At 45.9% G+C, this 24,084-nt stretch carries 21 protein-coding genes; 7 read left to right on the forward strand and 14 right to left on the reverse strand.

The window, feature by feature from the left end:
* Nucleotides 1–39: 39 nt before the first annotated feature.
* The 12 genes from B5G00_RS03290 to B5G00_RS03345 all read right to left on the reverse strand — a co-directional run bounded on the left by B5G00_RS03290 (nt 40) and on the right by B5G00_RS03345 (nt 15,197).
* The gene (locus B5G00_RS03290) at nt 40–915 is read right to left on the reverse strand and encodes a class C sortase (RefSeq protein ID WP_087268418.1); all 876 of its coding nucleotides are present in this window, start codon (nt 913–915) and stop codon (nt 40–42) included.
* Entirely contained in the window at nt 912–1,829 is a 918-nt protein-coding gene (locus B5G00_RS03295; RefSeq protein ID WP_087268420.1) for a class C sortase, read from the reverse strand. Before B5G00_RS03295 ends, B5G00_RS03290 begins: the two co-directional genes overlap by 4 nt.
* Nucleotides 1,830–1,967: 138 nt before the next feature.
* A complete protein-coding gene (locus B5G00_RS03300; protein WP_087268423.1) occupies nt 1,968–3,725 on the reverse strand; it encodes an isopeptide-forming domain-containing fimbrial protein in 1,758 nt (585 codons plus the stop codon).
* Nucleotides 3,726–3,830: 105 nt separating this feature from the next.
* Nucleotides 3,831–8,336 carry a Cna B-type domain-containing protein gene (locus B5G00_RS03305; protein WP_087268426.1) on the reverse strand — a complete coding sequence of 1,502 codons (4,506 nt, stop codon included), beginning with the start codon at nt 8,334–8,336 and terminating at the stop codon, nt 3,831–3,833.
* Nucleotides 8,326–8,526 carry a hypothetical protein gene (locus B5G00_RS03310; protein ID WP_087268429.1) on the reverse strand — a complete coding sequence of 67 codons (201 nt, stop codon included), beginning with the start codon at nt 8,524–8,526 and terminating at the stop codon, nt 8,326–8,328. The genes B5G00_RS03305 and B5G00_RS03310 overlap by 11 nt, the downstream gene beginning before the upstream one ends.
* 387 nt (nt 8,527–8,913) lie before the next feature.
* Nucleotides 8,914–9,495, reverse strand: a complete 582-nt coding sequence (locus B5G00_RS03315; RefSeq protein ID WP_087268432.1) for a tyrosine-type recombinase/integrase — start codon at nt 9,493–9,495, stop codon at nt 8,914–8,916.
* A gap of 238 nt (nt 9,496–9,733) precedes the next feature.
* Nucleotides 9,734–10,543 carry a Spy0128 family protein gene (locus tag B5G00_RS03320; RefSeq protein WP_087268435.1) on the reverse strand — a complete coding sequence of 270 codons (810 nt, stop codon included), beginning with the start codon at nt 10,541–10,543 and terminating at the stop codon, nt 9,734–9,736.
* 14 nt (nt 10,544–10,557) lie between these two features.
* Nucleotides 10,558–11,430: a Spy0128 family protein gene (locus B5G00_RS03325; RefSeq protein WP_330396306.1), complete on the reverse strand. Its 873-nt coding sequence runs from the start codon at nt 11,428–11,430 to the stop codon at nt 10,558–10,560.
* Nucleotides 11,427–11,930, reverse strand: a complete 504-nt coding sequence (locus tag B5G00_RS03330) for a SpaA isopeptide-forming pilin-related protein (protein WP_087268441.1) — start codon at nt 11,928–11,930, stop codon at nt 11,427–11,429. The genes B5G00_RS03325 and B5G00_RS03330 overlap by 4 nt, the downstream gene beginning before the upstream one ends.
* Nucleotides 11,927–13,189, reverse strand: coding sequence for a SpaA isopeptide-forming pilin-related protein (locus B5G00_RS03335; protein ID WP_087268444.1), 1,263 nt, complete (start codon nt 13,187–13,189; stop codon nt 11,927–11,929). The genes B5G00_RS03330 and B5G00_RS03335 overlap by 4 nt, the downstream gene beginning before the upstream one ends.
* 249 nt (nt 13,190–13,438) lie before the next feature.
* Nucleotides 13,439–13,927 (reverse strand): hypothetical protein, encoded by a 489-nt coding sequence (locus B5G00_RS03340; RefSeq protein ID WP_087268447.1) that lies wholly within the window; start codon nt 13,925–13,927, stop codon nt 13,439–13,441.
* Between the two features lie 16 nt (nt 13,928–13,943).
* Entirely contained in the window at nt 13,944–15,197 is a 1,254-nt protein-coding gene (locus tag B5G00_RS03345; RefSeq protein WP_242971260.1) for a BTAD domain-containing putative transcriptional regulator, read from the reverse strand.
* 309 nt (nt 15,198–15,506) lie between these two features.
* Here B5G00_RS03345 and B5G00_RS03350 point away from each other — a divergent pair, with 309 nt between their 5' ends.
* The 7 genes from B5G00_RS03350 (at nt 15,507) to B5G00_RS03380 (ending at nt 20,468) form a co-directional block, all read left to right on the forward strand.
* On the forward strand, nt 15,507–16,463 hold the full coding sequence (locus tag B5G00_RS03350) for a transglutaminase-like domain-containing protein (protein ID WP_087268453.1): 957 nt from the start codon (nt 15,507–15,509) through the stop codon (nt 16,461–16,463).
* A gap of 36 nt (nt 16,464–16,499) precedes the next feature.
* Nucleotides 16,500–17,549: a type II secretion system F family protein gene (locus B5G00_RS03355; protein ID WP_087268456.1), complete on the forward strand. Its 1,050-nt coding sequence runs from the start codon at nt 16,500–16,502 to the stop codon at nt 17,547–17,549.
* A 13-nt stretch (nt 17,550–17,562) separates the two neighbouring features.
* A complete protein-coding gene (locus tag B5G00_RS03360) occupies nt 17,563–17,892 on the forward strand; it encodes a hypothetical protein (RefSeq protein WP_087268459.1) in 330 nt (109 codons plus the stop codon).
* 2 nt (nt 17,893–17,894) lie between these two features.
* Entirely contained in the window at nt 17,895–18,398 is a 504-nt protein-coding gene (locus B5G00_RS03365) for a DUF4860 domain-containing protein (RefSeq protein ID WP_087268462.1), read from the forward strand.
* Nucleotides 18,395–18,844 (forward strand): hypothetical protein, encoded by a 450-nt coding sequence (locus tag B5G00_RS03370; RefSeq protein WP_087268465.1) that lies wholly within the window; start codon nt 18,395–18,397, stop codon nt 18,842–18,844. Before B5G00_RS03365 ends, B5G00_RS03370 begins: the two co-directional genes overlap by 4 nt.
* On the forward strand, nt 18,841–19,290 hold the full coding sequence (locus tag B5G00_RS03375; protein WP_087268468.1) for a hypothetical protein: 450 nt from the start codon (nt 18,841–18,843) through the stop codon (nt 19,288–19,290). The genes B5G00_RS03370 and B5G00_RS03375 overlap by 4 nt, the downstream gene beginning before the upstream one ends.
* A 98-nt stretch (nt 19,291–19,388) precedes the next feature.
* Complete coding sequence (locus B5G00_RS03380; protein WP_087268471.1) at nt 19,389–20,468, forward strand: type IV pilus twitching motility protein PilT; 1,080 nt, start codon at nt 19,389–19,391, stop codon at nt 20,466–20,468.
* A 41-nt stretch (nt 20,469–20,509) separates the two neighbouring features.
* On the opposite strand, the gene B5G00_RS03385 is transcribed toward B5G00_RS03380, so the two are convergent.
* Both B5G00_RS03385 and B5G00_RS03390 read right to left on the reverse strand, forming a co-directional pair.
* Nucleotides 20,510–22,033 carry a GGDEF domain-containing protein gene (locus tag B5G00_RS03385; RefSeq protein ID WP_087268474.1) on the reverse strand — a complete coding sequence of 508 codons (1,524 nt, stop codon included), beginning with the start codon at nt 22,031–22,033 and terminating at the stop codon, nt 20,510–20,512.
* Between the two features lie 172 nt (nt 22,034–22,205).
* Nucleotides 22,206–23,906 carry an amino acid ABC transporter ATP-binding/permease protein gene (locus B5G00_RS03390; protein WP_087268479.1) on the reverse strand — a complete coding sequence of 567 codons (1,701 nt, stop codon included), beginning with the start codon at nt 23,904–23,906 and terminating at the stop codon, nt 22,206–22,208.
* Nucleotides 23,907–24,084: the final 178 nt, after the last annotated feature.

Below are 24,084 nucleotides of genomic sequence, written 5' to 3' on the forward strand. Positions count from 1 at the left end.
TTACCCTCCTCTGATTTTTTCTATATGCAAGGTAATTTTTTACTTTCTGCCTTTATTTTTTCTTTTTGGCTTCATGAGAAATCTCATAAGCAGTATGATCAGCAAAGTTATAGAAAGACCAAGTATCAAATATAACATGTAGTAATTCTGTACTGCCTCCAGCATAGTATCTGCCGGCGTACTTTCAATTTCTTCTTCACCATTATAGGGAACTCTGGTCCCCCTCACCAGCAGACGGTGGGAATTCACGCCGTAGGGCGTACAGGTAAACAGCGTCACCTGGTCCTTTCCCTCCTGGATCCGGAGGGCTTCTTCCAGAGTCTCATGGTCGTCTTTATCTACCATATCAAATATCTGGTCCACCTGATAGGCCAAAGTCTCATCCAGTACATGGATATAAAACATGTCGCCTTTTTCCATCTGGTCAATATCAGTAAATAATCTGGCACTCGGCAGTCCGCGGTGAGCGGCCAGGACACTGTGGGTGCTTTCCCCTCCTATAGGAAGTTTTGTTCCATTTAAATGTCCCACTCCCGTCTGAAGAACTTCATCAGAAGTGCCGTGATAAATCGAAAGCTTAATGTTGATCTTGGGAATAGACAGATATCCCATAACGCCGTCTCCGCCCACATTCAGGATCTGCCAGTAATCCGTGTCTTCCAGTTCCTGATCCTCTTCTCCGAATACATCTTCATAAATGCTGTTCTGGGTCAGAGTGTCGTTGAATGCCCGGGCCTTCTCCCATTCCGCTGTAAAATCCTCCGGCTCCATTTCCTGGATCCTGTTTTCATAGGAAGAGATCAATCGGCTCTGGCGGTAAGTATTCCACTGATCCGCCACTGTAGGATATACCAGGATCCCGAATCCAATGAGGAACATCAGTCCAAAGATGATCCCCGGGATCTTCTTTTTCATGAACCGTCCTCACCTTCCTTATCTGTCTTCTCTGGCTCCCCTTCCTGCGGAAGTATCTTCTGCTGCCTGCTCTTCTTATCATAGAAATACAGACCTGCGATAAAGCCTCCCGTAATCAGAAGCCCAACCATTACCCACAAAAGATAGTTGGTATGGAGACTGGTTCCAAACAACGGCGGCTGTTCGTCCGCAATGGCTTCCGGCTCATATGGAACTCTATGGCCTCTCACCAGCAGCCGGTGGCTGTTCACCCCATAGGGAGTGCAGGTAAGGAGCGTCACCAGATCTTGCCCTTCCTCAACGGCCAGGTCCTGGGTCTCCTCAGGTTCCACTACTGTGATCTTATCCACCTCATAGGCCAAAGTATCGTCCAGAACGTGGATCAAAAAATGATCTCCCTCTTCCAACTGATCCAGATCTGTAAATAGCGAAGCACTGGGCAGCCCCCTGTGTGCGGAGATCACTGCATGAGTGCTCTCTCCCCCTATGGGAAGGGAACTTCCTTCCAGATGGCCTGCAGCCTGTTCCAGAACCTCCTCGTCGGTGGTATGATAGATAGGGAGTTCAATGTTGATCTTGGGGATCTCCACAGTTCCCATCATCTCATCTCCTGCTATGTTCAGACAGGCCATATATTCCTCATCAGGTTCATCGGAAGCTTCTGCTACGGCGAAAGAATCAGGAAGTATCGAGGGAAGAAGGGCTCCATTATAAGCATTGGCTCTCTCCCATTCCGCTTCATAATCAATGCCGCCTTCCGCTTCTTTCTGGGCCACGGTACTGTCATAACTGCTGATCAATCTTTCCTGCCGATAGCTATTCCACTGATTGGCAATAAACGGATACAGCAGCAAGGACAAACCGGCTAAGAAAAACAGTATAATGATTAAAGTTGTGATTGATTTCTTCTTCATCCGGGCTCTCCTTGTTGTTGTATTTTTTGTAAGGCCGGGGCGTGGCTCTTGCCCCGGCCTGAAAGTGATACTTATGTATCAATGGTTGTTGACTGATTTCATAGTATCTGTCACTGCATATCGGTATGCTGAGTCAGATTATTTGTTCTCCTGTTTTCTGCGGCTTGCAAAGAAGAGACCTGCTGCTGCGATCATGATAGCGCAGCCGCCGATGGTGAAGATTGTGGTGCCGATGCCACCTGTGGAGGGGAGAGTGGAAAGCTTGGTGTTGGGGATCGGATTCTCCATAAGAGCTGTTCCGCCTACTGTATTCGGATTCTCTACAAATGTTGTGTCACTTGATTCTGTAGTCTTTTCAGATGCAAGGTATGCTGCGCTATATCCATCAATATTATCTCCTACCTCTTCAAAACTATAGAAAACGTCTTTTTTTAACCAACCAACCTGTAAAGCATCATCGGAAGGCCTATCTGTTGTATATGTTCTCTCTGTCTCTGTAGCAGTACTTGTCGTTATTGCCGTCTTCCATGTAGCTTCAATTGGATATATCTTTTCGTTTAAAGAATATCCTATAGGAGCTTCAAGCTCTTTTACATAATAGATGCCCGTTTCTACATTAGCAGATACAGCGTAACCGTTTTGGTTCGTAGTTACTATATCAATAAGTTGAGTGCACTTTTGATCTTTGTAGATACCAAATTTTGCACCTGCAAGAGGAGGAGTTGTCGGTTTTCCTTCTGTATCTACACCTTCACCTGTCTTCCGGAAAGCCAGCTGGTAAGTGTATACGGTCTCGCTATCTGTTTTCTTATATACGTTCTTTGCCTCGTCTGGCTCATTATCTGTTTCCTCCCAGGTACTACCGTTGTTAGGATCACCGTAGTAATAGGTTACTTCGTTTCCGTTGCCTTGATCGCCTACAACAGCTTTATCATTGACAACTGCGCTGTAAGTAACAATTGGCTGATATACATGACCTTCTCTATCATATACAAGTTGCTCATAATCAAAATTCAGATTGAAGCCGTTTACTGTTTTGCCGCTATCTATATTAGAAGCTGTTGCAATGACCTTTCTATCCAGTTTAAAAGTATCGTCATCTCTGATTACAGTCTGGCCTTCAATCGTTACAGTCAGACTGCTGTAATCAAAGGTGAGTCCTTCGCTCAGTCTGTCGGAAATGAAGAAGGTTTTGTTCGTTGCATTTTGGGGATAAGTCGGCACCGTAGGGGTAACGGTATAATCTACCACATCACCTACGGAAGCAGTATCATGGCCCTCATCTTTCGTCGTTCCTCCTGTGATTTCTTTATCAATCGTCGGAGAGGAACTTTTGGCTACGGCTGTGGAGCCCCACCGATAGTAAGCATCTGAACTGATTCCTTCACCTTCAGTTACCAGTAAGCCTTTGTCATTGTAAGTAGCTGTCAAAAGAATCGGATTATAAATATCGCCGTTCGTAGCTTCTGTGAGTACCGCAATATACACGCCTGCGGGAACTTCCTGTGTATATGTGCTACCGACATTCTTTGTTTCCCATTTGTTCATAGGATCGATTGTAGGTTGAGAAGCAATCAGTCCCTGTGCGATCCCATTGATCTCATCGGATGTAGGCTTTGCCGGATCGGCAAACATATTCTCTTTCACCCAGTTATATTTAACAAATTCTACATTTTCTGGGCCATATTTTACGCTTGCAATCTGATACAACGTAACTGTTGGTGAGCCTGTAATGCCCGTGATTTTTACTGTAGCGCGGTCTGCCGCGTCCGGTTTAGTTTCATATTTTCCCTGGTTGTTTCCAGTCTCATAGCCTGCCGCAAATGTTGTTACACTCATTCCAAGTACCATGGTTGAAGCTAACAATGCAGCAATTATTTTTTTCGCATTTCTCATAGTTTCGTCTCCTTTTTTTCGGGGAGTCCCCTCATTTTAAGTTTCTTTGTATCGCCCTGTGATGTTATTTTGCGGTGCAGGGACCGCTGGATTGGAATTTCATAACTATTTTCTTTCCAGCACCTCCCCACGTTTGTTTTTATATACTATCAGCGATGCTGCCATCATCAGCAGTATTCCGCCGAATAGATACCGGTAGATACCTGGACCTCCCGAGGAGGGAAGTGCGTAAAGGGTCTCGTTTGCATAGTAAAAGGTAAGGATACCATTTTCTATAACTGCTTTTTCATTATCTAAATCTTCCGGAACACCGTCCTTCATAGTAAAAGTTACTGACTTTCCAAGCATATAACCATTGGGTGCCTCAGTCTCTGTCAGTATATATGTTCCGTCCGGGAATGCGTCGGTGAAAGGATCATTTCCTTTTTTCCACTCCACGATGCCGTTTTCATTCGATTCACCTGTGTAAACTGTATTGTTGTTATGTTTTAGTTCGAATTTTGCACCTTTCAATGTATATGTCTTATCTGCGGAAGAACTGCTGTACTTTATCAACTGCCACTGTGCCTGATTGGTGATGGTGACAGTGCTTAAGCTTGGATCGGATATGTCCTGCGTCAGTTTGCTGTAAGATACTACATACTTGATAGTACTGCCTCCATCTCCTACAGCCATTTCCTCCCCTGAATCCACCCCGGTATAACCTACTCCTTCTATTTCGAATTCTGCCTTCTCTCCATTCTCCACTCGACGAAGCTCTTTCACACTATAATCTGTTGCAGGTGTCAAATATTCAAAGGAAGCCGTCCAATTATCAGCCTTCAGTTCGACCCATTCTGAGGAAACCGGCTTATCGTTTTGATATAGTCCCGCATATATGACCGTAGTATCCGCCGGAGTGTAACCTTTCCACTCTTTGGTTACCTGAATCTCCATGCCTAAACTATTTTCAACAATAAGGTGCAAAGTTTCGTCGTCCTCTTTGGCTTCATAGGCTTTCCACTTTCCTTCTGCACAATGCTGTTCTGGAGAAGAATAATGTACCGTATATTTATAGTCCTCCTTGCCCAGAAGAGTTGCTCCTTCGCCAAGTTCAGTACTACCCTCTACTTCCTTCACAGTGTATTCCACTTTCTTATTATCAGCACCATATACCGGAAGATCCTTGTAAACTCCTTGCCATGTACTGTCATCCTGGCAATCTTTGGCTGTTAAACGCAAACGACCATCAGTGGGATATGGCAACCATGCCGTTGAACCTGCTTCCCTGTAATAAAGGAAAAATTCAACATATTCTGGTCTTGCATCATTTGCAAGTTCTCCGTCATCCCATTTCTTCGTTACCGTAATCCAAGTCGAAGGATCTGCCTTATTAGTAATCGTTCCTTCATAGGATCCATTATTGGGCAGATAAACTGCATCTCCATTGTTTGGGTAGACAACTTCATAACCCTCAAGATTTCCGACTTCTTCTACCTTATATTCATACCCTTCTTTAGGAAGTCCTGTCCATATAGCCGTCCATTGAGTTCCCTCTGTGAGAGTCTTTGTTGCATTGGTTTCAGCCTCTTTCCATTTAGTATCCCCCTGTTTTCTATAAAATAATTTTACTTGTATTGATGATGGTCTGTTCGGGTTTCCATGATCCTCCCAGTTTTTATGTACCGTAATGTTCGTTTTTTCCACAGTAGTATCAACATCTACCGGCGTTACATTCGGAATAGTAAACTGCATATAACAGGTGGAGCCAGAGCCGCCTCGCTCTGCATATATGATCGTCAGCCTATGTGTTTGATCCGGATCAGTCATCTGGTTTTTCTCCATAAACTGTCTCAAATCAAGAGTTTCACCTACGGCACTGTGAATGCCGCCAAGATCTATTGCCAGTTTTCCATCAATAAATAACCAGAAGTCATCATCACCGCGGAAATAATAGTTTAATGGACCAGTATAATCTCCAAGCGTAAACTCAAAGTCATAACGCATTCCGAAAAACCAGTTATGAGCTTTTCCGTCATCGCTCTCAAGATTTGTTTTACGGTCTTCTTCCCACCCTTCATAACTATTGGGAGTATCTCCTGAAGTAGTATAACGATTCCCAGTAATATAATATGTAGTACCAGTTTCTCCCAGGTGAATATCTTTTCCCTTATACTCCAAGGAATCTAAAGGCCAGAAATTGTTTGAATATATTGATTTATGCTTCCCTGACCATTCTGGTGTAGCATCATACACATCCCTGAATTCTTCCAGATTTTCTACAGTAGCATTTCCTTCTTCATCTCTTACCGATGACAAGGTATAGGTATCTCCATCCTGATCAAAAGAAAGACTATATCCATCCACAATCTTTTTTCCAGAAGCACCCTTATCATTAAATAATTTTGGGTCCGTAAGACCATCGTTATATACAGGACCATCTTGCGTAACCCCTTGCACCATATTCAATGTCGGCTGATCATTATGGAAGGTCATATTAATACGTTCACCATTGTTCAAACTTGCTTCTGCATAGTTATGAAAAATACCATTAGATGCTTGACCAACTGCAATTCTCCGATCTTTATTCGAATCTTGTGCATAATTGCTACTACTATTTATTCCTTTATTATCCGTACTGAAGTAAATATCACCCCTATTATCCTTTTGTGTTACATTATAATCCCAGAACTTTACCTCTTGCTGCAATGCATCGTCCTTAGAGAATGGGGTATAAATCATACGGATCACAGCATCGCCTTCAAGCGATATTTCCACATCCTGATCTTTGTCCTGTTCCTCCTCTTCATCACTCGGAACATCATAAATTGTCCAATGCTTTTGGATTTCCTCAGTATCGTTAACATTATCAAAATTGGCATCCTGATTTCCTTCTGCCCTCAAGACCCACACGGCTGTAAGGTTATAATTTTTTATTTCCTTATTGACATTCGCCTGATAAATTTTACTTAATTCCTTTACTGTAATTTTTCTAGTATTATCCAACGTCAGTGTATCCGGAGAGTAAATTTCTGTAAATATAGAATCAGTCTTTAATGTAGCGGTAGCGTCAAGTCGTTTATTATTATTTACTCCTCCCTTAAGCTCTAACCCAGTTGTACCCGTACCATCCACATCTACCAGCTTATTCATTTGCGCCCAATGCTGAACCGTCAGCTCGATCTGTCCTCCCAGCCGATCCAGATCTACCACCACATACACAGAAAAATGTGTGGTCTCAATCTCGGCCTCTCCGCTGGTATTGACAGCAGCTTCCATATCCGTAGCAGTTCCTTTTTCCTCGTCTACATGGAAGACCTTTGTCTCCTTGACTTCTTCCGCATCTTTCTCCCGGTCCTGTTTTGTAAAAGTTACATTTACCGGGCCCAGAGGCTGGATTTCTTCTCCATTATGCAGAATCGTAATATCCAGGGCTGTATAATCTACTACCTCCTGACCGTTGTTTTCCGCCTCCTCTTCTATGGCTTCTTTTACGATTTTCTTTGTCTCTTTATCCACTTTTTTTACAGACAGGGCCAATTCTCCTTCCTGCGGAAAGCTGGAAGCCGGACCGGACAGGGTTACCTGTATATCCTCAGCTTTGCCTTTCAATTCCACAGGTTCCGCTTCCTTCTCCACATAACATCCATAAATAGTGGACTCCCATCCCTTTACTGTAATGGTATCCGCATTTCCGTCATTCACGGCAATTTCAGAGTAATCGTAGTCTTCGATATTTCCTGTGCTCTGTCCGGATTCCTGCAGAGATTTGATCAGCTGATCTTTCTGGATCACTTCTGCCAGCTGATCCTTGTCCCCTTCTACTTCAGGATTTTCTGGATCATAGTAGAATACATGAGCTTTCTCAGTGTCTTCTACAGCCAAATCATTTCCGCTCATAGTAATGGTGACAGCCTTTGCCGGCTGCGTGATCTCACCATCTACCTTAAAGTCAATCTGATACAATACGTATCCATCTAAGTAATAGTTCTCCGGAAGAAGTTCTTCCATCATTCCTTTTATGTAATCTGTATCACTGGTATTCAGAAAGCTGACTTCCATGGAAATCTGATCTGCTGTGGCCTGGAAAGCTCCTTCCGGAACATAAGCAGTGATTGTCTGAGTCACATTTCCGTTTTCATCTGTAAATTCCTGCTTCAGCTCCGCGGCTTCAGAAACCGCTGTTTCCTCAGTTATAACCTCTTCTGTAGTTTCTGCGGGCTGTTCTTCTGTAACTGCCGATTCTTCCTGCACTTCTGGGCTCTGTACTATAGTCTGGTCTGTCTCTGTGGTTTCTGCAGGCTCTCCGGTTTCTTCCTGAACCGGCTCGGTTGTCTCTGCTGGTGTTTCTGTATTCTCAGCAGGTTCTTCTGTGATTTCCTGTTCTGCACTTTCCTGCACAGGTTCTTCCAGAATTTCCGCCGACTGGGTGTCAGTTTCTTCTGTGAGCGCCTCTGTTTCCGGTACTGTCTCTTCTTCCAGACTCTGTACTGCTGCCTGGTTCTCCGTGGTCTCAGTTCCGGATGCTTCTGTCTGAACATCTCCTTGGGCCATGGCCGAGATGCTGGCACTCAGCATCAGAACCATGGAAAGTATCAGGGCCAGTAATCTTTGATTCTTTTTACTTTTCATGGTATCCTCCTTCTAATGCTTTATTTTCTCTATCTAGCTGCACCGCCTCTTCTATGAGGCTGATCATTTCCAATGTGCTTCGGAAGCATTTTCTTTCCTGCCGTTCTGCCCAGAGAATGCTCCCCTGCCAGGTGGCGTTCTGACAATCATGTATACGGATCACAAAGGTCTCTTCTTTCTTTCCAGCCAATTATTCTTATGCCTCCTCTCCCTGCAGGCGCTTTTATATTACCGTCTCTGTCAAGTATTAATTATCGTTCCTGAGGTATTCATTTTACTTATGGTTAAGGGATTTTTGCCTGCTTTTCTTTTGATGAGATTTACCACATAATATGGATTATGTGGTTGTACATACGCGAAATTTTATAAAATTTAGAAATTCTTTAATTGTTGAGTTCAGTTTAACATCAAAAATGGGCCTCGTCAACAAGAGAAAGCCCATTTTCAAGTGATTCTCCAGGTAAAAATGAAACTTTAGCATTACACGAAAAAGATTTTTTTGTGCAGCAAGTTTATTGTGTAATGTTTGTCAAAATCTGGAGTCCGGTATTACCACATAATCCATATTATGTGGTTTTTATAATTGCAGATCTTTCATACGATTCAACTGCCTCTGGTATGTCTGACCGCTGGTTGACGTATAGATTCTTGTTACATTGAGACTGCTGTGGCCCAGCAGATCAGCCAGCCCTACCAGATCTTTTGTAGTATCATAGTAGACTCTGGCAAAAAGATGACGAAAATTATGCGGGAAAATCTTACTTCTTTTAATCCCGGTCTTTTCCTGCAGCGCCTTCATTTCGCCCCAGATATTACTCCGGTCTTTCGGCTTCCCATTTCGTGTAACGAAAATATAACCTTCCCGGATTCCCCTCTTTCTGGAATAGACCAGCAGCTTCTTTCTCAGAGCTTCCGGCAGAAAAATCCTTCTGTACTTTCCTTTGTTGATGATTTCGATCCGTCCCTTTTTTATCCGTTCTACGGTGAAATATTGAAGCTCGCTGATACGGATTCCTGTAACGGCAATCGTTTCCATACAAAGGGCCAGCTGTTCTTTCCCCTGACGCCTGGCAGCCTCTACCAGACGCCGGAATTCCCCTTTTGTCAGCTCTCTTTCTTCCTGACGGAACAGGTTCCGCTGGGTTTTGATCCTTTTCACAGTTAAGAAATATCATTGAAAATGAAGAAGTGGGGGGTTCGTTTTATGCAGGCTTGGGAAGAATTGCTGTTAGAAAGGCAGCTCATTGAAGAAATGTCCTAATTGTCCTAGTTGAATTATCCTTTATATTCTGTATGCAAAGTGAAGCAGGGGCCTCAACAGTAAATCTGTTGAGGCCCCTGCCTTTTTAACATGTTATTTTTCTTTTAGAATCTTTTCAGCAGACTTTTGATTCTGTCTATCTGTGATTCTTTTTCCGTATCCTGCTCATGATACCTGCTCCGGTCAATACAGAGGCAGTCATAAGAGCAAGCCATGGAATTGCATTTGCCGTGTCACCGGTCTTGACTTTTCTTGCAGTCGTAGTAGGTTTCTTCGTTGTGGTCGTAGTACCGGTGGTCTTGTCGGCCGTGTACTTATTCTGGAATTCGGCAGCTTCTGCATTGGAAGTAAGCGTTCCTATCTTTGTATAAGCGGCTTTCTCCACAGTGAGAATGCTGTCTCTATCTGTAACCTTAACGGTCAGCATCCAGCGGCTGGTATCGTAGGTATATCCCTTTTCGCCGCCGTCTTTTTCCTCCAGATAGAACTTATAAGTTCCTGCCTTGGTGAAGGTGATCTCTCCGAAGCTGGCGGTTCCCTCACCTTTCACACTTGTCTCTGAGGTTTGAAGCGCTGCTCCCTCCGGATTGTCCTCATCGGCTTCCAGGGTGAACTGGAAGACTTTTTCTTCCGGAGCTTTGTCGCCTGTAATGGTCTTCTTCACAGTCGGTGTGAAAGCTGCGGCCTTAGTCTCATAGATATTTTCAAAGACTGCGTACTCTGCGTCCTCCACCATCTGTCCGGCCTTTGCATACGTCACTTCTGATACTGTGAGAGCACTGTCTTCATCGGTGACTTTTACTGTCACAGTCCAGATGCTGCCGTCATAGACATAACCGGCTTTGCCTGTGTTTTCCTCAGTGATCTGGAACTGATAGGTTCCTGCCTTGGTAAAGGTAACTTTATCAAAGGAAACCCTGTCGGAAGTTCCTGTGTCTTTATCCACTTCTGCCTCTGCAGTCAGGCTTTCCGGAAGCTGTGCGCCCTCAGGATTCTCCTGGCTGCAAGGGTGAAGCGGAAAGTTTCATCCTCCGGCATATCTCCGGTGACCTTCTTCTCAGCCTGAGGCTTCCAGGCAGTTTCTGTCACCTGATAGTCGTTGGTGAAGACTGCGCCTTCCTGACCAACAGTTCCTCCGGTCTCAGGAAGAGTTCCTTTGGCCTCATCTCCAGCATCTTTCTCCTCTTCCAGTTCATATACTGCATTTGTTACCGTAAGAATGCTGTCCTGATCCTCTACCGTTACAGTCAGTCTCCATACACTGTCATCGTAGGTGTAGCCCTTATCCTTTCCTTCCTCTTCCCGAATGATAAACTGATAAGTGCCCGCCTTCGTGAAGTGGATCGGCTGGAAGCTGGTATGTCCCGCTCCCTGTACTTCTGTCTCTGTACCGGAAAGTTCTGCGCCTTCTGGATTATCCTCTGCAGCTTCAAGAACGAAGCGGAAGGTTTTTTCCTTATCTGCAGGTCTCTCGTCTCCGGTCAGTATTTTTGTGACGATCGGCGTATAATAGCTTTCCTTCGTATCTGTACGATAGACATTCTCAAAGGCTGCTGCCTGAGCGTCTTTTACAGTTTCTCCATCCTTTGCGTAGGTCACATTTGTAACTTCCAATACGCTGCCGTGGTCTGCAACTTCCACAGTCACGGCCCAGACACTGTTATCATAACGATAGCCTGGTCTTCCGGTATTCTCTTCCCGGATCTCAAACTTATAAGTGCCTGCCTTTGTAAAGTGGATGGCTTCGTAAGCGGCTTCTCCGTTTCCTGTGATCTCTATGGACGTATTCTGGGGCAGCTGTGCTCCTTCATCCTCGTCCTGGATCTCTGTCAGGTTAAAGCAGTACCATCTGAATCTGTGGTTTTATCAACTCCCGCGCCTCCGGAGAGTTTAAGGGTAAATTTAAATCCTGAAACGGGGTTTCCATCCAGGTCTGTCTTTTTCACAGTCATGGACAGCTTTCTGGGGTTGTACATACTGACAGTTACATCATGGTTTTTCACCTGGAAGTAATAGGCGGCTTTATCATACTTCGTATCTCCTCCGTCAATAGTGCTTCCGTCATAAACATTCTCATAGCTGTCATTTCCCTTGGTCTCTATGATCCGGTATTCTCCGATATCAAGACCTCCGGGGAAGGTAAAGAATCCGCCATCATTGGTGGCAAAGGTATCGGTGCCGGTGCCGCCTCCGTTGTAAGTTCTCTGATTTATATAATCCCAGGCGGTCCATTTTCCTCCCTCAGTGCTTTCCACATAACGCTCCAGGCGCATTTCAACGCCTGACAGAGCTGTCCGGTTTCCTCCAAGAACCGCATCTGTTTGTTTTCTCATTCTTCTCTCTCTCCATCTGCATGCCAGCCTTCCGGCAGGGTCTCCTTGATCCGATATTGAATAAGCCGGTTATTCTCATCGTATACGGGCAGCATTCTTTGAACCTGACCGTTACTGTTCAGACTCAGGTTTGTCAGTGGGATATCTGTTTCTCCACCTTCTTGGTCCTTCACCTTCTCTGTGACAACGACCCATGCCTCCGTACCATCAGAGTTCGTAACTTTTTTCTGAATCTCAAAAGCGCCGTTAAAGACTGTATAATTACTGCTTACATTCTGGAATTCTCTCGCTGTATAGTTGTAATACTGTTTCTGGAGCAGTACATATGCGTTGTTGTTATAGTTTGTACTCTTGACAGTATGGGTTAGATTATCCTCGGTAATCGTTACTGTATATGTTTGATCATCTTCGATATACTCCCCAGGAGCGCTGATTTCTTTTACATAATAGGTCACTCCAGGAGTCAACCGGTCAAAAATCAGTTTGCCACCGTTTTCTGTAGGCAGGGTTTCCTCTGGCTCACCTGAGCAGGCTGAATTCGTATAGAGCCCAAATACAGCTCCATCAAGAGGTGCAGGATCGGCGCCGTCAACCACTCCAGACTTCTCAACGGTAATAGAACCCAGCTTTTCTTCATTATAGAATTTTACTACTAACGGATCCGCTCCTGCTATAGCAACGTTTTTATCTTCTCCAATATCCTGTCCCTCTCCTTCTGCTACAGCAATTACCTCTTTATCATCTGCGTTGTTCTGTCCTCCTGTAACTTTTTGGGTATACCGGGGCAGACCACTCTCTTGGATCACATAAGTGCCGGGATTCACAAAAATGGTTATCTTTCCTGCGGTACTGACATTACTGCTTGTTGAATCCCCTTCTGGATTAATATAAACTTTATTGCCATTCAGTTGCTTATAACTGTCCCCTTCTTGTACATAGACTTTTTCAGCATCCTTCAGAGTTCCGTCTGCGCTTTCCTCATTCCCGTCGGTCTCTGTCTGGCTGCCTTCCTGGATCTCAGGTTCCTGCTCTGTCGTGGGCTCTTGTATTTCGGTATTTTGAGACGTCTCTTCACCTCCCCCCTGGATTTCCTGGTTATTTTCTCCACTGCTCTGCTGCAATGTTTCTTCTCCTTCTGTCTGCTGCTGTGCCGCGGCGCTGACCGCTTCCACAAACAGAGAGGTACTCTGATCTGTCATCAGCATACAGACTACCAGGAGAATCGTTAGCACTCTGGACCATAGACTTCTTTTCTTCATAGTCTTCTCCTTTCTCTCCCATGAGTTTTCTGGTTCCATGACTTTTTTCTATAGGTACAAAGTCCCGGTTCTGCCGCAGACTTTGATAAGTAAATAGTTAGCCTCTATCGTACAGATAATTTTAACAAATCTGCCATTACTCGAATCATTACCGACTATGTCCAGATTACTTTCAAACACAAAAAAAGCAAAAGCCACAATTTTTTCAAACTGTTTCTTTTGCTTTTCCTAAGTTTTCTATATTCATTTTCAGCCCTGGTCACCAGCTTTTCCCAGAGGATTTCTGCCAAAGGCAGGTGCTTTCAGAGACTTGTCCATCATCATCAATAGTTCCAGGGTACTCTTAAACTCCAGGGAACGGTTTTCTTCCACCCACAGGAAGCTTCCCTGCCAGGTGGCGTTCTGCCGGTAGCGGACGATGATCAGAAAGGTCGCCTGGATCCCTCTTTTCTCCAGAAGAAACTCTTTTTCCAGAAATGGCTGCTCTGCTTCTACCTGGAGTTTTCCCATCTCCTGCCATTGGATCCCTCTGATCTGTACCGCAGCCTGGGGGAATGAGATTTTATTATAGAAGCTTTCCATTTGGCCCAGCAGCTCGATCAAGCTGTTAAATTCCCAGGGAGTCCTGCTGTATCGGCTGTAAACTTTTCCGCTGATCTCGCCGTCTTTTATTTCATCTACGCATACGCATACCTGATTTGGCGCCGTGCCCCAGCGGCGGTATTTTCCTTTTGCCATCTCTGTCCCTCCTGTCCTATTTCCAGTGGAATTCATTTCCGGCGATCTTAAGCTGTGAACTGTCGCTCTTTATATCCGCCACAGAAGAGACATAATATTTCAGATAATTTTTCCAGGTTCTGTGTTCCATGGCAAAATTATCCAAAATGCGCTGGAAGATCCGTTTACAGTTTTCTTTATTTGTTCCTATTAAAAGGATCAGGAACTGAGAGGGACTGTACTTTGTAAAGCAATCGCCCCTTCGCAGACTTTTCTGGATAGCTGCATGGAGCTTCCTGGAAAATTCCTCCTGCCTTTCCGTTGCTTCTGCCGGCCGTCCTTTGCTGTCTGTCAAAGTAATGACCATAAGGTAGGCCGACTGCCCGTTTCTCTCTAAAACCCTCTGAAACAGGCGGTAACTGTCCCGAAAGCTGGGAAGACTCAGATAAAAGGCCCCTTCTTCTTCCCCCTCCTCTTTCAGACGTTCCTCGATCTCTCCCGTGGCCTGATAATTTCCTGTCATCCTTGCGCTCATCTCTTCAAAAAGCTTCATGATGCGGCCTGAGGGGCTGATCCCCAGCTCTTCAAAGAACATTCTGGAAGTCTCCTCATAAAAATCCATGGCTTCCTTATAACGGTTCAGCCCCATCAAAGCCTCGATCTTCATGGCCTGCCACTCGTCAAAGGGATAGATCCGCACAGCTTCTGTAGAGATTTCCAGCATCTCCTCATAGTTCTGTACATATTTCAGATAATCCCATACACCTGTCAAAGCTGTGACATACTGTTTTTTATAAGCCACACTGTTAATGATCACCCAGTCTTCTCCGGAAAGCTCCGGAAGAAATTCTCCGTGGTACAGCATACAGGCTTTCCTGAAAAGTCTGTACCTCTCCCCTTCGTGGGTCTCCGCCTCTCCGGCCTTTACACTTTCTGAAAAATCTATCACATCCACCCAGGTAGCCATGGGGCTTTTCCACCTGTAGATTCCGTTTTCTATCTGTATATATTCATATTCCGGCAGAGCTGTATCCGCCAGCATTTTCTTTAATCGGTGAACAGTGACCCGGAGGTTGTTGGCCGCATCTGAAACGTCTTCTCTTCCGTACAGTTCTTCCAGAAGCTGGTTTCTGGGAATTCCTCCTCTGACTCCGCTGTAATGCAAAAGAATCTGCAGCAGTTTCAGCACCTTGGTGGCGCTGTTTCTCTTAAAGACTACAGGCTGGCCCCCATATACCATGGAAAATTTCCCCAGCATATAAACCTTTAATTCTAAATTTTCTTCCTCCATATTGCTATTGCACTCCATCTTAAATTTCTCTATGCAGTACCATTGAAGTTTGAACTAAACTCCAGCGTACCTATTTAATGTTATTATCATCACAGAAAAATGTCAATAACCCCTTTTGGGAATTTCCAATTTTTACCAGTATTGTCAGGTAATCAAAAAGGATATACATTCCTTCATGTTCTTTTCTCTTTATTCGCTGAAAAATGTAATTTTCTTTTCATAGGAAACCTCTTGTCACTGCTCTACAGAAAATGGTAAGATATTTCTATATCTTTTGACAAATTTTGAAACTTAGAAGGAGGACTGCAAATGAAAAAGTCCTGGAAAATCCTGAGGATTTCCTGTCTTCTTATCCTGCTTCTCTTTCTGGGCGGCTGCAGTACCCAGGCTTCCGGCCAGTCCCAGGATCCAGAGGAAGAAACAGCTTCTTCTGATAAAGGAACTGGGAAATGGGACAGCACCCCAAAAGTCCTGACTCCCCAGGCTCCCGGAACTGCTCTTATGGGAAACACTTCCATTGAAATAGATGTGTCCAACATCTCCCAGGGCTATCTTATGGCCCGTTACATAGGGAACGCCGCTAAGGTAAAATTTTTTATCGAGACTCCTGATCAGGTCCGGTACACTTATGACCTGAAACCATCCCAGACCTTCGCTGCGCTGCCTCTGACTGCTGGAAACGGGACTTATACTTTGGACGTGCGGGAGCATGTAAAGGATGATCTTTATTCGAATTTATATAAGGATACGATTGACGCTGCCATAGAAAATGAATTCTCTCCTTTTCTCTATCCAAATCAGTACACCTGGTTTACAGAGGATACCCAGGCGGTTTCCCAGGCGGCCAGCCTCACCCAGAATGCCAAAGACGGTCTGGAAGCTGTAGGTGCTGTCTATGATTTTGTGATCACAAATATTTCTTATGATGAGGAAAAGGCCCGGACTGTCCAGGGGGGCTATCTTCCGGATGTGGACGAGACTCTGGCAAGCAAAAAAGGAATCTGTTTTGACTATGCAGCCTTGATGACCGCCATGCTCCGTTCTCAGGGGATTCCCACCAAGCTGGAAATCGGATATTCCGGAGAAGTCTATCACGCCTGGATCAGCACCTGGCTTGAAGAAAAGGGCTGGGTAGAAAATATCATTGAATTTGACGGCAAAAGCTGGTCCCTCATTGATCCTACGCTTGCTGCAGGAAACAGCGCTTCCTCTGTAAAGAAATATATTGGAGACGGCTCCAATTATACGGTTATGTATTCCAGGTGATAATCCTGTACATTCTTTTGAAAGGACGGTTATAAGATGAAAAAAGATCGTGAAAAAAAACTTTCTTCTGCTGAGCTGGCCTCTTTTTGTTCCCAGATGGCCGCTGTATTAAAGGCTGGCATCTCTCCCGGCGAGGGGGTCGCCATTATGCTGGAAGATACGGATTCTCCCCAGGAACGGGAAATCCTCTCTGCCATACAGGAAACTCTGAATACCACAGGAGTTTTCAGCATGGGACTGGAAGACGCCGGGGTGTTTCCGGAATATATGCTTAATATGGTCCGGCTGGGAGAACAGTCCGGACGCCAGGACGAGGTCATGGAGTCTCTGGCCGGACATTATGAACGGGAGGCGGATCTGTCTTCTGCAGTAAAAAGTGCCCTTACCTATCCCTGTATCATGATCGGCATGATGGTGCTGGTAGTTTTGGTGCTGGTGACGAAAGTCCTGCCTGTGTTCCAGCAGGTATACGCCCAGCTGGGACAGAGTATGGCAGGGATATCCAAAGGACTGCTGGATATGGGGCAGGCCATAAACCGGTATTCCCTGGTGCTGCTGGCTCTGCTGGTCTTCGCTGTACTGGTCTGCCTTGTCTTTTCTAAGACTTCCTATGGCCGGAAACAGGGGGCCCTGCTGTTTTCCAGGCTTCCCTTTGCCAGAAATTTTATCCTCAAAAAGGCCTCCTGCCGTTTTGCCAGCGGTATGTCTCTGGCGCTGAAAAGCGGGCTGACTCCTGAAGAAGGCATGGATCTGGCCGGAACCCTTACGGAAAATCCTGATTTTCAGGGAAGGATCGCCCAGTGCAGAAAATTTATGGAGGAAGGAGAGCCTCTGCCTCAGTCTCTGTCCCGTTCCGGTATTTTTACCGGTATGGACGCCCGCCTCCTGACAGTCGGAGACAGGACTGGCTCTATAGACGAAGCTATGGAGAAGATCGCCGTCCGCTGCCAGGAAGAGCTGGACGAGTCTATGGAAAATGCAGTTTCTGTCATTGAACCCACTTTAGTCGCCATACTCTCCATCATAGTAGGGCTGATCCTTTTATCGGTAATGATGCCTCTGATGGGAATTCTGGCCGGTCTGTAAGGAGGGAAGCTGTATGAGACGATTTATTGTACGCAGACAGCGTTCTCCTTTTAAAAGCTTTCTTCTCTCTCTTGGGATCTTTCTGTTTGTGCTTCTCCTTTTCCTGTGGGGGATTTCCTCTATATCAGGGATTTCCAGCAGGGAAGAAGAAGACACCCTCCGGCAGGCTCTTGTTGAAAGCGCCGTCCACTGCTACGCTTTGAACGGCTATTACCCGGAAAGTCTTGAAGATCTCACAAAGGATTATGGGATCCTTTATGACAGTCAGCGTTTTGTAGTAGATTACCGGCCTCAGGGGGAGAATCTTATGCCTGAGATCACTGTTATCAGAAAGGAGGAGTAAGATTGAACCGGTATTTTCGGAAAAGACATTCGATTGATCTGATTTTTACGATTTCTCTTTTCTGTGTGTTTGCCCTGTCTTCTCTGGGCGTAACGGCCGCAGGAGCAGTCCTCTATCAGCGGACCGTCCGGGAAGAAAGAAGCGATTATAATTTATACACCGCCCTTTCTTACATTGAGCAGAAATTAAAAAGCTGCGATCAGGAAGGGGGCGTTTCCCTGGAGGAAGGAGAGACAGGAAATCTCCTCTGTATCCATCAAAGCATAGGCGGCATCTCCTACAGAACCTATATCTATGCTTATGAGGGAAGCCTTATGGAATTGTTCATCCGGACGGATCAGGAACCGGATTTCTCCGGAGGCACTCCTCTTCTGGAAATCCAGGACATGGAGGTCTCCGTTACCGGCCAGGGGCTTCTTTCCCTGACTGTTACAGAAAGAAGCGGGAACTCCCAGTCTCTTTTGTGGCACCCCGAAACTATTGAGACAGGAGGAGATCTATCATGAAAAAAGACCCGGCTAAGCGTTCCAATCTTTTCCTTCTGGAACTGATCCTGGCTATCTTCTTCTTTGCTCTGGCCAGCGCTGTATGTATCCGTTTTTTCGTCCAGGCCAGAGCCCTTTCCCGTGAGACTCATACGCAGAATGAAGCTTTGGTCTGTGCCAAAAATCTTTCTGCCCTTTTTGAATCTCAGGAGGGTTCTCTTACGGACATTGCTGATAATTTTCCGGAGTCTTCACTGGAAGATTCCAGGCTGGAAATCTTTTATGACGAAAACTGGAATCTCTGTTCCGAAGAAGAAAAATCCTATCTCGCATCCCTTACTCTTTCGGGATCTTCCTATGAAGATCATCTTCTGGAAGGGGAAATACAGGTTAGCGATGGCTCAGAGGTATTCTGCATTTTAGATGTAAGTTGTTATATTCCTTTGCAGGCAGGTGAGCAGACATGAAAAAAAAGAAGAGATTTCCCATAACAAATGCAGGAACCGTCTCAGTGCTTACTGTCTTCGTAGTCCTTGCTATGGTGGCTTTCGCCCTTCTTGCCTATATGAGCGCAAGAAGGGGCGCCGGATACGCCAGACAGTTTGCCGAAGAGGCCCAGTCCTATCAGGAAGCCAGAGCCCTGGCCCTGGAAAAAATCGCATCTATTGATCAGGAATTATATCAGGCCTATGAAGACGGTTCTTTTTCAGACCTTACAGACGGCAAGGAATATCAGTTTTCCATTCCCTTTGGAGAGGAGAAGGCGCTGCAGGTGACTTTAGTCCCGGTCCTTCCATCCCAAAACCAGGGGCCGCTTTACAGGATCACTGAATTTAAGCAGGTAAATACAGGGGAGTGGGAAGATAAAAGTTCCCTTGATCTCATGGATCCGGAAGAATTGGGCCAGCCCTGATCCCCGCCCCGCAACAGAAAATTTCCATTCATAGGAGCGGATTTTCCTATGAAATGAAAAGCAGCATATATTTATAGAAAGGACCGGCGTATTTAAACATGAGCGAAACTATCAAAAAGGACACCCAGGAGATTTTACAGGAGATTTCCCTCTTAAAAGCTTCAGATATTTTTGTAGTGGCAGGCCGTCCCCTGTCCTACCGTCTGAACAACCAGATCCGGGAGTATTCCGGGGAAAAGCTGATGCCTGAGGATACTATGCGTATCATTCAGGACATCTATGCACTGGCTTCCCACCGCAGTATCTCCCCTCTCACAGACCAGGGCGATGACGATTTTTCTTTTGCCCTGCCAGGCGTCAGCCGTTTTCGGGTAAACACTTACATGCAGCGAGGTTCCGCGGCTGCTGTGATCCGTATTATCTCTTTTACTCTTCCCTCTCCTCAGGAGCTGGGGATCCCTGAAGGGATCATCCGGCTTGGAGAACTTAACAAAGGCATGGTGCTGGTCACCGGGACCGCCGGCAGCGGAAAGTCTACGACTTTGGCCTGTATCATCGACTATATCAATAAAAACCGTGAAAAACATATCATCACCCTGGAGGATCCTCTGGAATACCTCCACCGACATGAAAAAAGTATTGTCAGCCAGCGGGAGATCACCACGGACACTGTCAGCTATATTTCTGCTCTCCGGGCTTCCCTGCGCCAGAGTCCCGACGTGATCCTCCTGGGAGAAATGCGGGATTATGAGACCATGCAGGTGGCCATGACCGCTGCGGAGACCGGGCATCTCATATTTTCCTCTCTCCACACTACAGGCGCCGCCAATACTATCGACCGTATCATTGACGTATTCCCGGCCAATCAGCAGAAACAGATATCTGTCCAGCTCTCTATGGTCCTTCAATGTATCATCTCCCAGCAGCTGGTTCCTGCTGCAGACGGAGGCCGTATTCCGGTATTTGAGATCATGACCATGAATCCTGCCCTGCGGAATATGATCCGGGAACGAAAGATTCCCCAGATAGAAGGGCAGATCTACAATTCTGCCTCTGATACCATGTGTTCCATGGATTCCAGCCTTCTGAAGCTGTTCCGTTCCGGAAGGATCACCCGGCAGACGGCTCTGGACTATGCGGCAAATCCGGAAATGCTTATGCGGAATCTGGGGCGTTAGCATCTGTCCCTAATATTATAGAAAAAAGGCAGAGGAGAAGTTTACCCCGCAAGGTAAATTTCTCCTCTGCCTTTTTCTTTTGCCTGATATAAAGCCTGGTCTGTCTTCCGATACAGATCCTGGTAGTCCTCTCCGGGCGCCGCCACCGCCGCACCGGCACAAAACTGGATTTCCACACGTTCTCCTTTGCATTCCAGGACTACAGGATTTTTCTTGAGTTGCTCTGCCTGTTTCTTTAATTCTTCCATGTCTGTCACAGACAGGACTGCCATAAATTCGTCTCCGCCAATACGCCCTGCCAGTCCGCAGGTGCCAAAAAGCTCCATAAGGATTTCTCCTGTCCTCACGAGAACCAGGTCTCCGAAAGGATGTCCGTAATTGTCATTGATCTTCTTAAAATTATCAAGGTCAATGAGGACCATGGCGGTCAGCCTGCCCGGCTCTTTCCTGGCCAGTTTCTTCTTCGCATATTCTTGGATCCCTTTCCGGTTCATAACGCCGGTGAGATAGTCCCTGGACACTGCTCCTTCCAGAAGTTCCAGCTCATCTTTCTGCCTCTGGATATTCATCAGGAAACCCACTCCGGATCTGGCCTGTCCTTCTATTCCATACTGGAAATACAGTCTGAGCAGATACCATTGGCGGTTCTTTCTTATATCAGTTAATTGGAGCTCGTCTTCATATACATTGTGTTCCTTCAGTGCTTTTTTGATGCCTTTCAGGAATTTTCGTTTTTCTCCGGACGTCATGCACTCTGTCTGGTGAAACCATTTTGCAGCGTCCATAATCTGAGAACTTTCTCCGAAATTTTCCACCCATTTGGCAGAGAAAGAAATCTGCCCTCTTTCTATATCCCATTCATAGATAATATGGTCGATCTTATCCATCAGGAGCTGGAATTTTTCCAGGCTAAGGTTTAATTTTTCATGCTCGGCCACCAGTATCTGGTTAATCTTCCTGATCTCTCTCTGCTGCTTTAATTCCTTCACTTTGTACCAGTATCTGGCAGCAGAAACCATCACGGCCATTCCGCCGGCGATCATCACGTTGATAAGGCCGCCGAACTGGATATAGGGATAAGCAGCCAGGGAAAATACCAGCGATCCCAGTCCATATACGCAGAGGCTGTAGAGCGGAAGGCTCTGAACAAGAATGGCCGCTCCCATAATGCTGGTCACGATTACAGATATATTTCCTCCGCTGCCAGCCCGTGTAAGATCATAGTAATTTAGCATACCGCTCCAAAGTACCCAGAAAGCGAAGAAACCATTCTGAAGGATCTCCTGCCCTCTTTGCCGCTGTTTTTTTCCGAGACCTTTATGCAGGAGCAGAAAGGCCAGGCTTGCCAGAAGGAATATCCAATAAAAGGCAAAGTAAATCCGATTATTCAGTGTTTTAAGCCCGCTTACAGAGCCGAACAGCACATGGAGGATATTGACAGCCTGCACCAGAATAGCCAGAAAACTGATCGCAGACATCAGCCGCCAGTTATTGCTGAGGAGCTGTTCCCGAAAAGGCTCTTTGATCTCATCGGGTATGCGTATAAACATTTTCAGTCTTTTCACAAAAATTCTCCTTCTATATTAATGATCCATACCTCATACTGCGGTCACTCCCCGATTTTTCAATATCACGATCCTGCAGAACCTGAGGCTGGGAAATTTTTCCATTTTTTATGATAGCATAAAAAAAGGATTGCATGCAATCCTTTTTCTAAATCAGAGAACCTCTCTTCTCTTATGAAATTCTTCCGTTATCCATAGCGTAGACCTTATCTGCCAGATTCATGGTGGATTTTCTGTGAGAAACCAGCACCACCGTTTTTTCCCGGCTGGATTCCTTCAGAGACTTCAGGATAATTCCTTCATTCAGGGAATCCAGATTACTGGTAGGTTCATCCAGAAGGAGGAACGGCCCGTCATGGAGAAAAGCTCTGGCCACACCGATCCTCTGTTTTTCTCCTCCTGAGAGCGTGTCCCCCAGTTCTCCTACTTCTGTGTCATACCCCTCAGGCAGTGTCATGATAAAATCATGGATAGAAGCCTTCTTCGCTGCCTCTGTGATCTCCTCCCGGCTGGCTCCCGGCTTTCCTATGGCAATATTATTGGCTATGGAGTCATGAAACAGGTGGGTCTCCTGGGTCACATAGGATTCTGTGCCGCGAAGCCAGGCTGTGGGGATCTGCCGCACATCTCTTCCCGACAGCTTTATACTTCCCTGGTCCACGTCCCAGAACCGCATCAGGAGCTTTAAGAAAGTAGATTTTCCGGAGCCGCTGGCTCCGTGGATGCCGATGATCTTTCCCTGGGGCAGTTCAAGAGAATAGTCTTTCAATATCACTTCATCCTCATAGGCAAAGGTTACATGCTCTGTCCTGGCCCCCGTAAAGGCAAAAGTCCCTGGCTGTGCACTTTTCCTGTCTGTAGACTGTGATGCTGCCAGCGAATTTTTTTCCGGAATCTCTTCCACCAGCGGCTCTTCCTCCAGAATGGAAAGGACTCTCTCTCCGCTTGCCAGCGTCTGGTTCAGGTTATTGGAGAGACTGGACAGAGCCGTCACCGGACCAAAGGAGCCCATCATGGCAATGGTACAGGTAAGGATTCCTCCAAAGTCCAGTTCTCCCTGCTGCCCCAGATACAGAGTGAAGAAAAGCATGCCAAAAGAGAAAGTCAGGATAGCCAGTGTGGTAAAAGACCTCTGAGAACCTTCCAGACGGCTGAGCCCCTTCTGGAGATTTCCCAGTCTGACTGAGCGTTCTTCCATTTCCTGATCCCGTTTCTCCCCCTGTCCATATTGAAGGGTCTCGTCCAGGCCCCTGAGGGAGTCCAGGACAAAACTGTTCAGCTCTCCAAAACCGGTACGGAATTCCATTCCCCGGTTTCCTCCTCTTTTCCCGTTCCACAAGGGGATCACTGCTCCTACCACCACATAGGCAGCCAGGGCAAAGAGTCCCGCCAGGATATGATAGCTTCCTATAAAAATTACCATGATCAGAGAAGTGAGAACGGCAATGGCAATCGGGGAGATGGTATGAGCATAAAAGACCTCCAGTAGCTCGATATCTGTAGTGATAATAGAAATCAGATTTCCCTTATCTCTTCCCTCCAGCTTTGCCGGGCAAAGCTTTCTAAGAGCAGCAAAAACTTTATGGCGGATGATCGCCAGCAGTTTAAAGGCAATAAAATGGTTGCAGTATTGTTCCGCATAATGAAGGATTCCCCTGAAGACTGCCAGGATTCCCATAAGCAGGAACAGGTTCTGGCCACTTCCTTTCAGGATCGCCTGGCCTGCCAGGATAGTCAGGAAAATGGTGCAGAGGTATCCCAGAACACCTAGGAGAATAGCCGCCGTCATAATATGGAGCAGTGGCTTTACAAGACCGATAAGCTGAGCCATGATCCGAATCCCGCTTCTTCTTTCTTTTTTTGCTCCGGTCATTTCTTCTCCTCCTAGTATAATAATGGTGTAGTCAATAATGACTACGGGTTAATAGTTGTAAAGTCTAAATGAATAACTGAAGGAGGGATTCTCTCTCCATCAGAAGTTATTGTTTCCTTACCGTGTCTGTGGCTTCCATGATGCACCAAGTCTGATCATGAGGTATAATCACTGAGGC

Origin of the sequence: Blautia sp. An46 (assembly GCF_002161645.1) — a bacterium.
GTDB lineage: Bacteria > Bacillota > Clostridia > Lachnospirales > Lachnospiraceae > Blautia > Blautia ornithocaccae.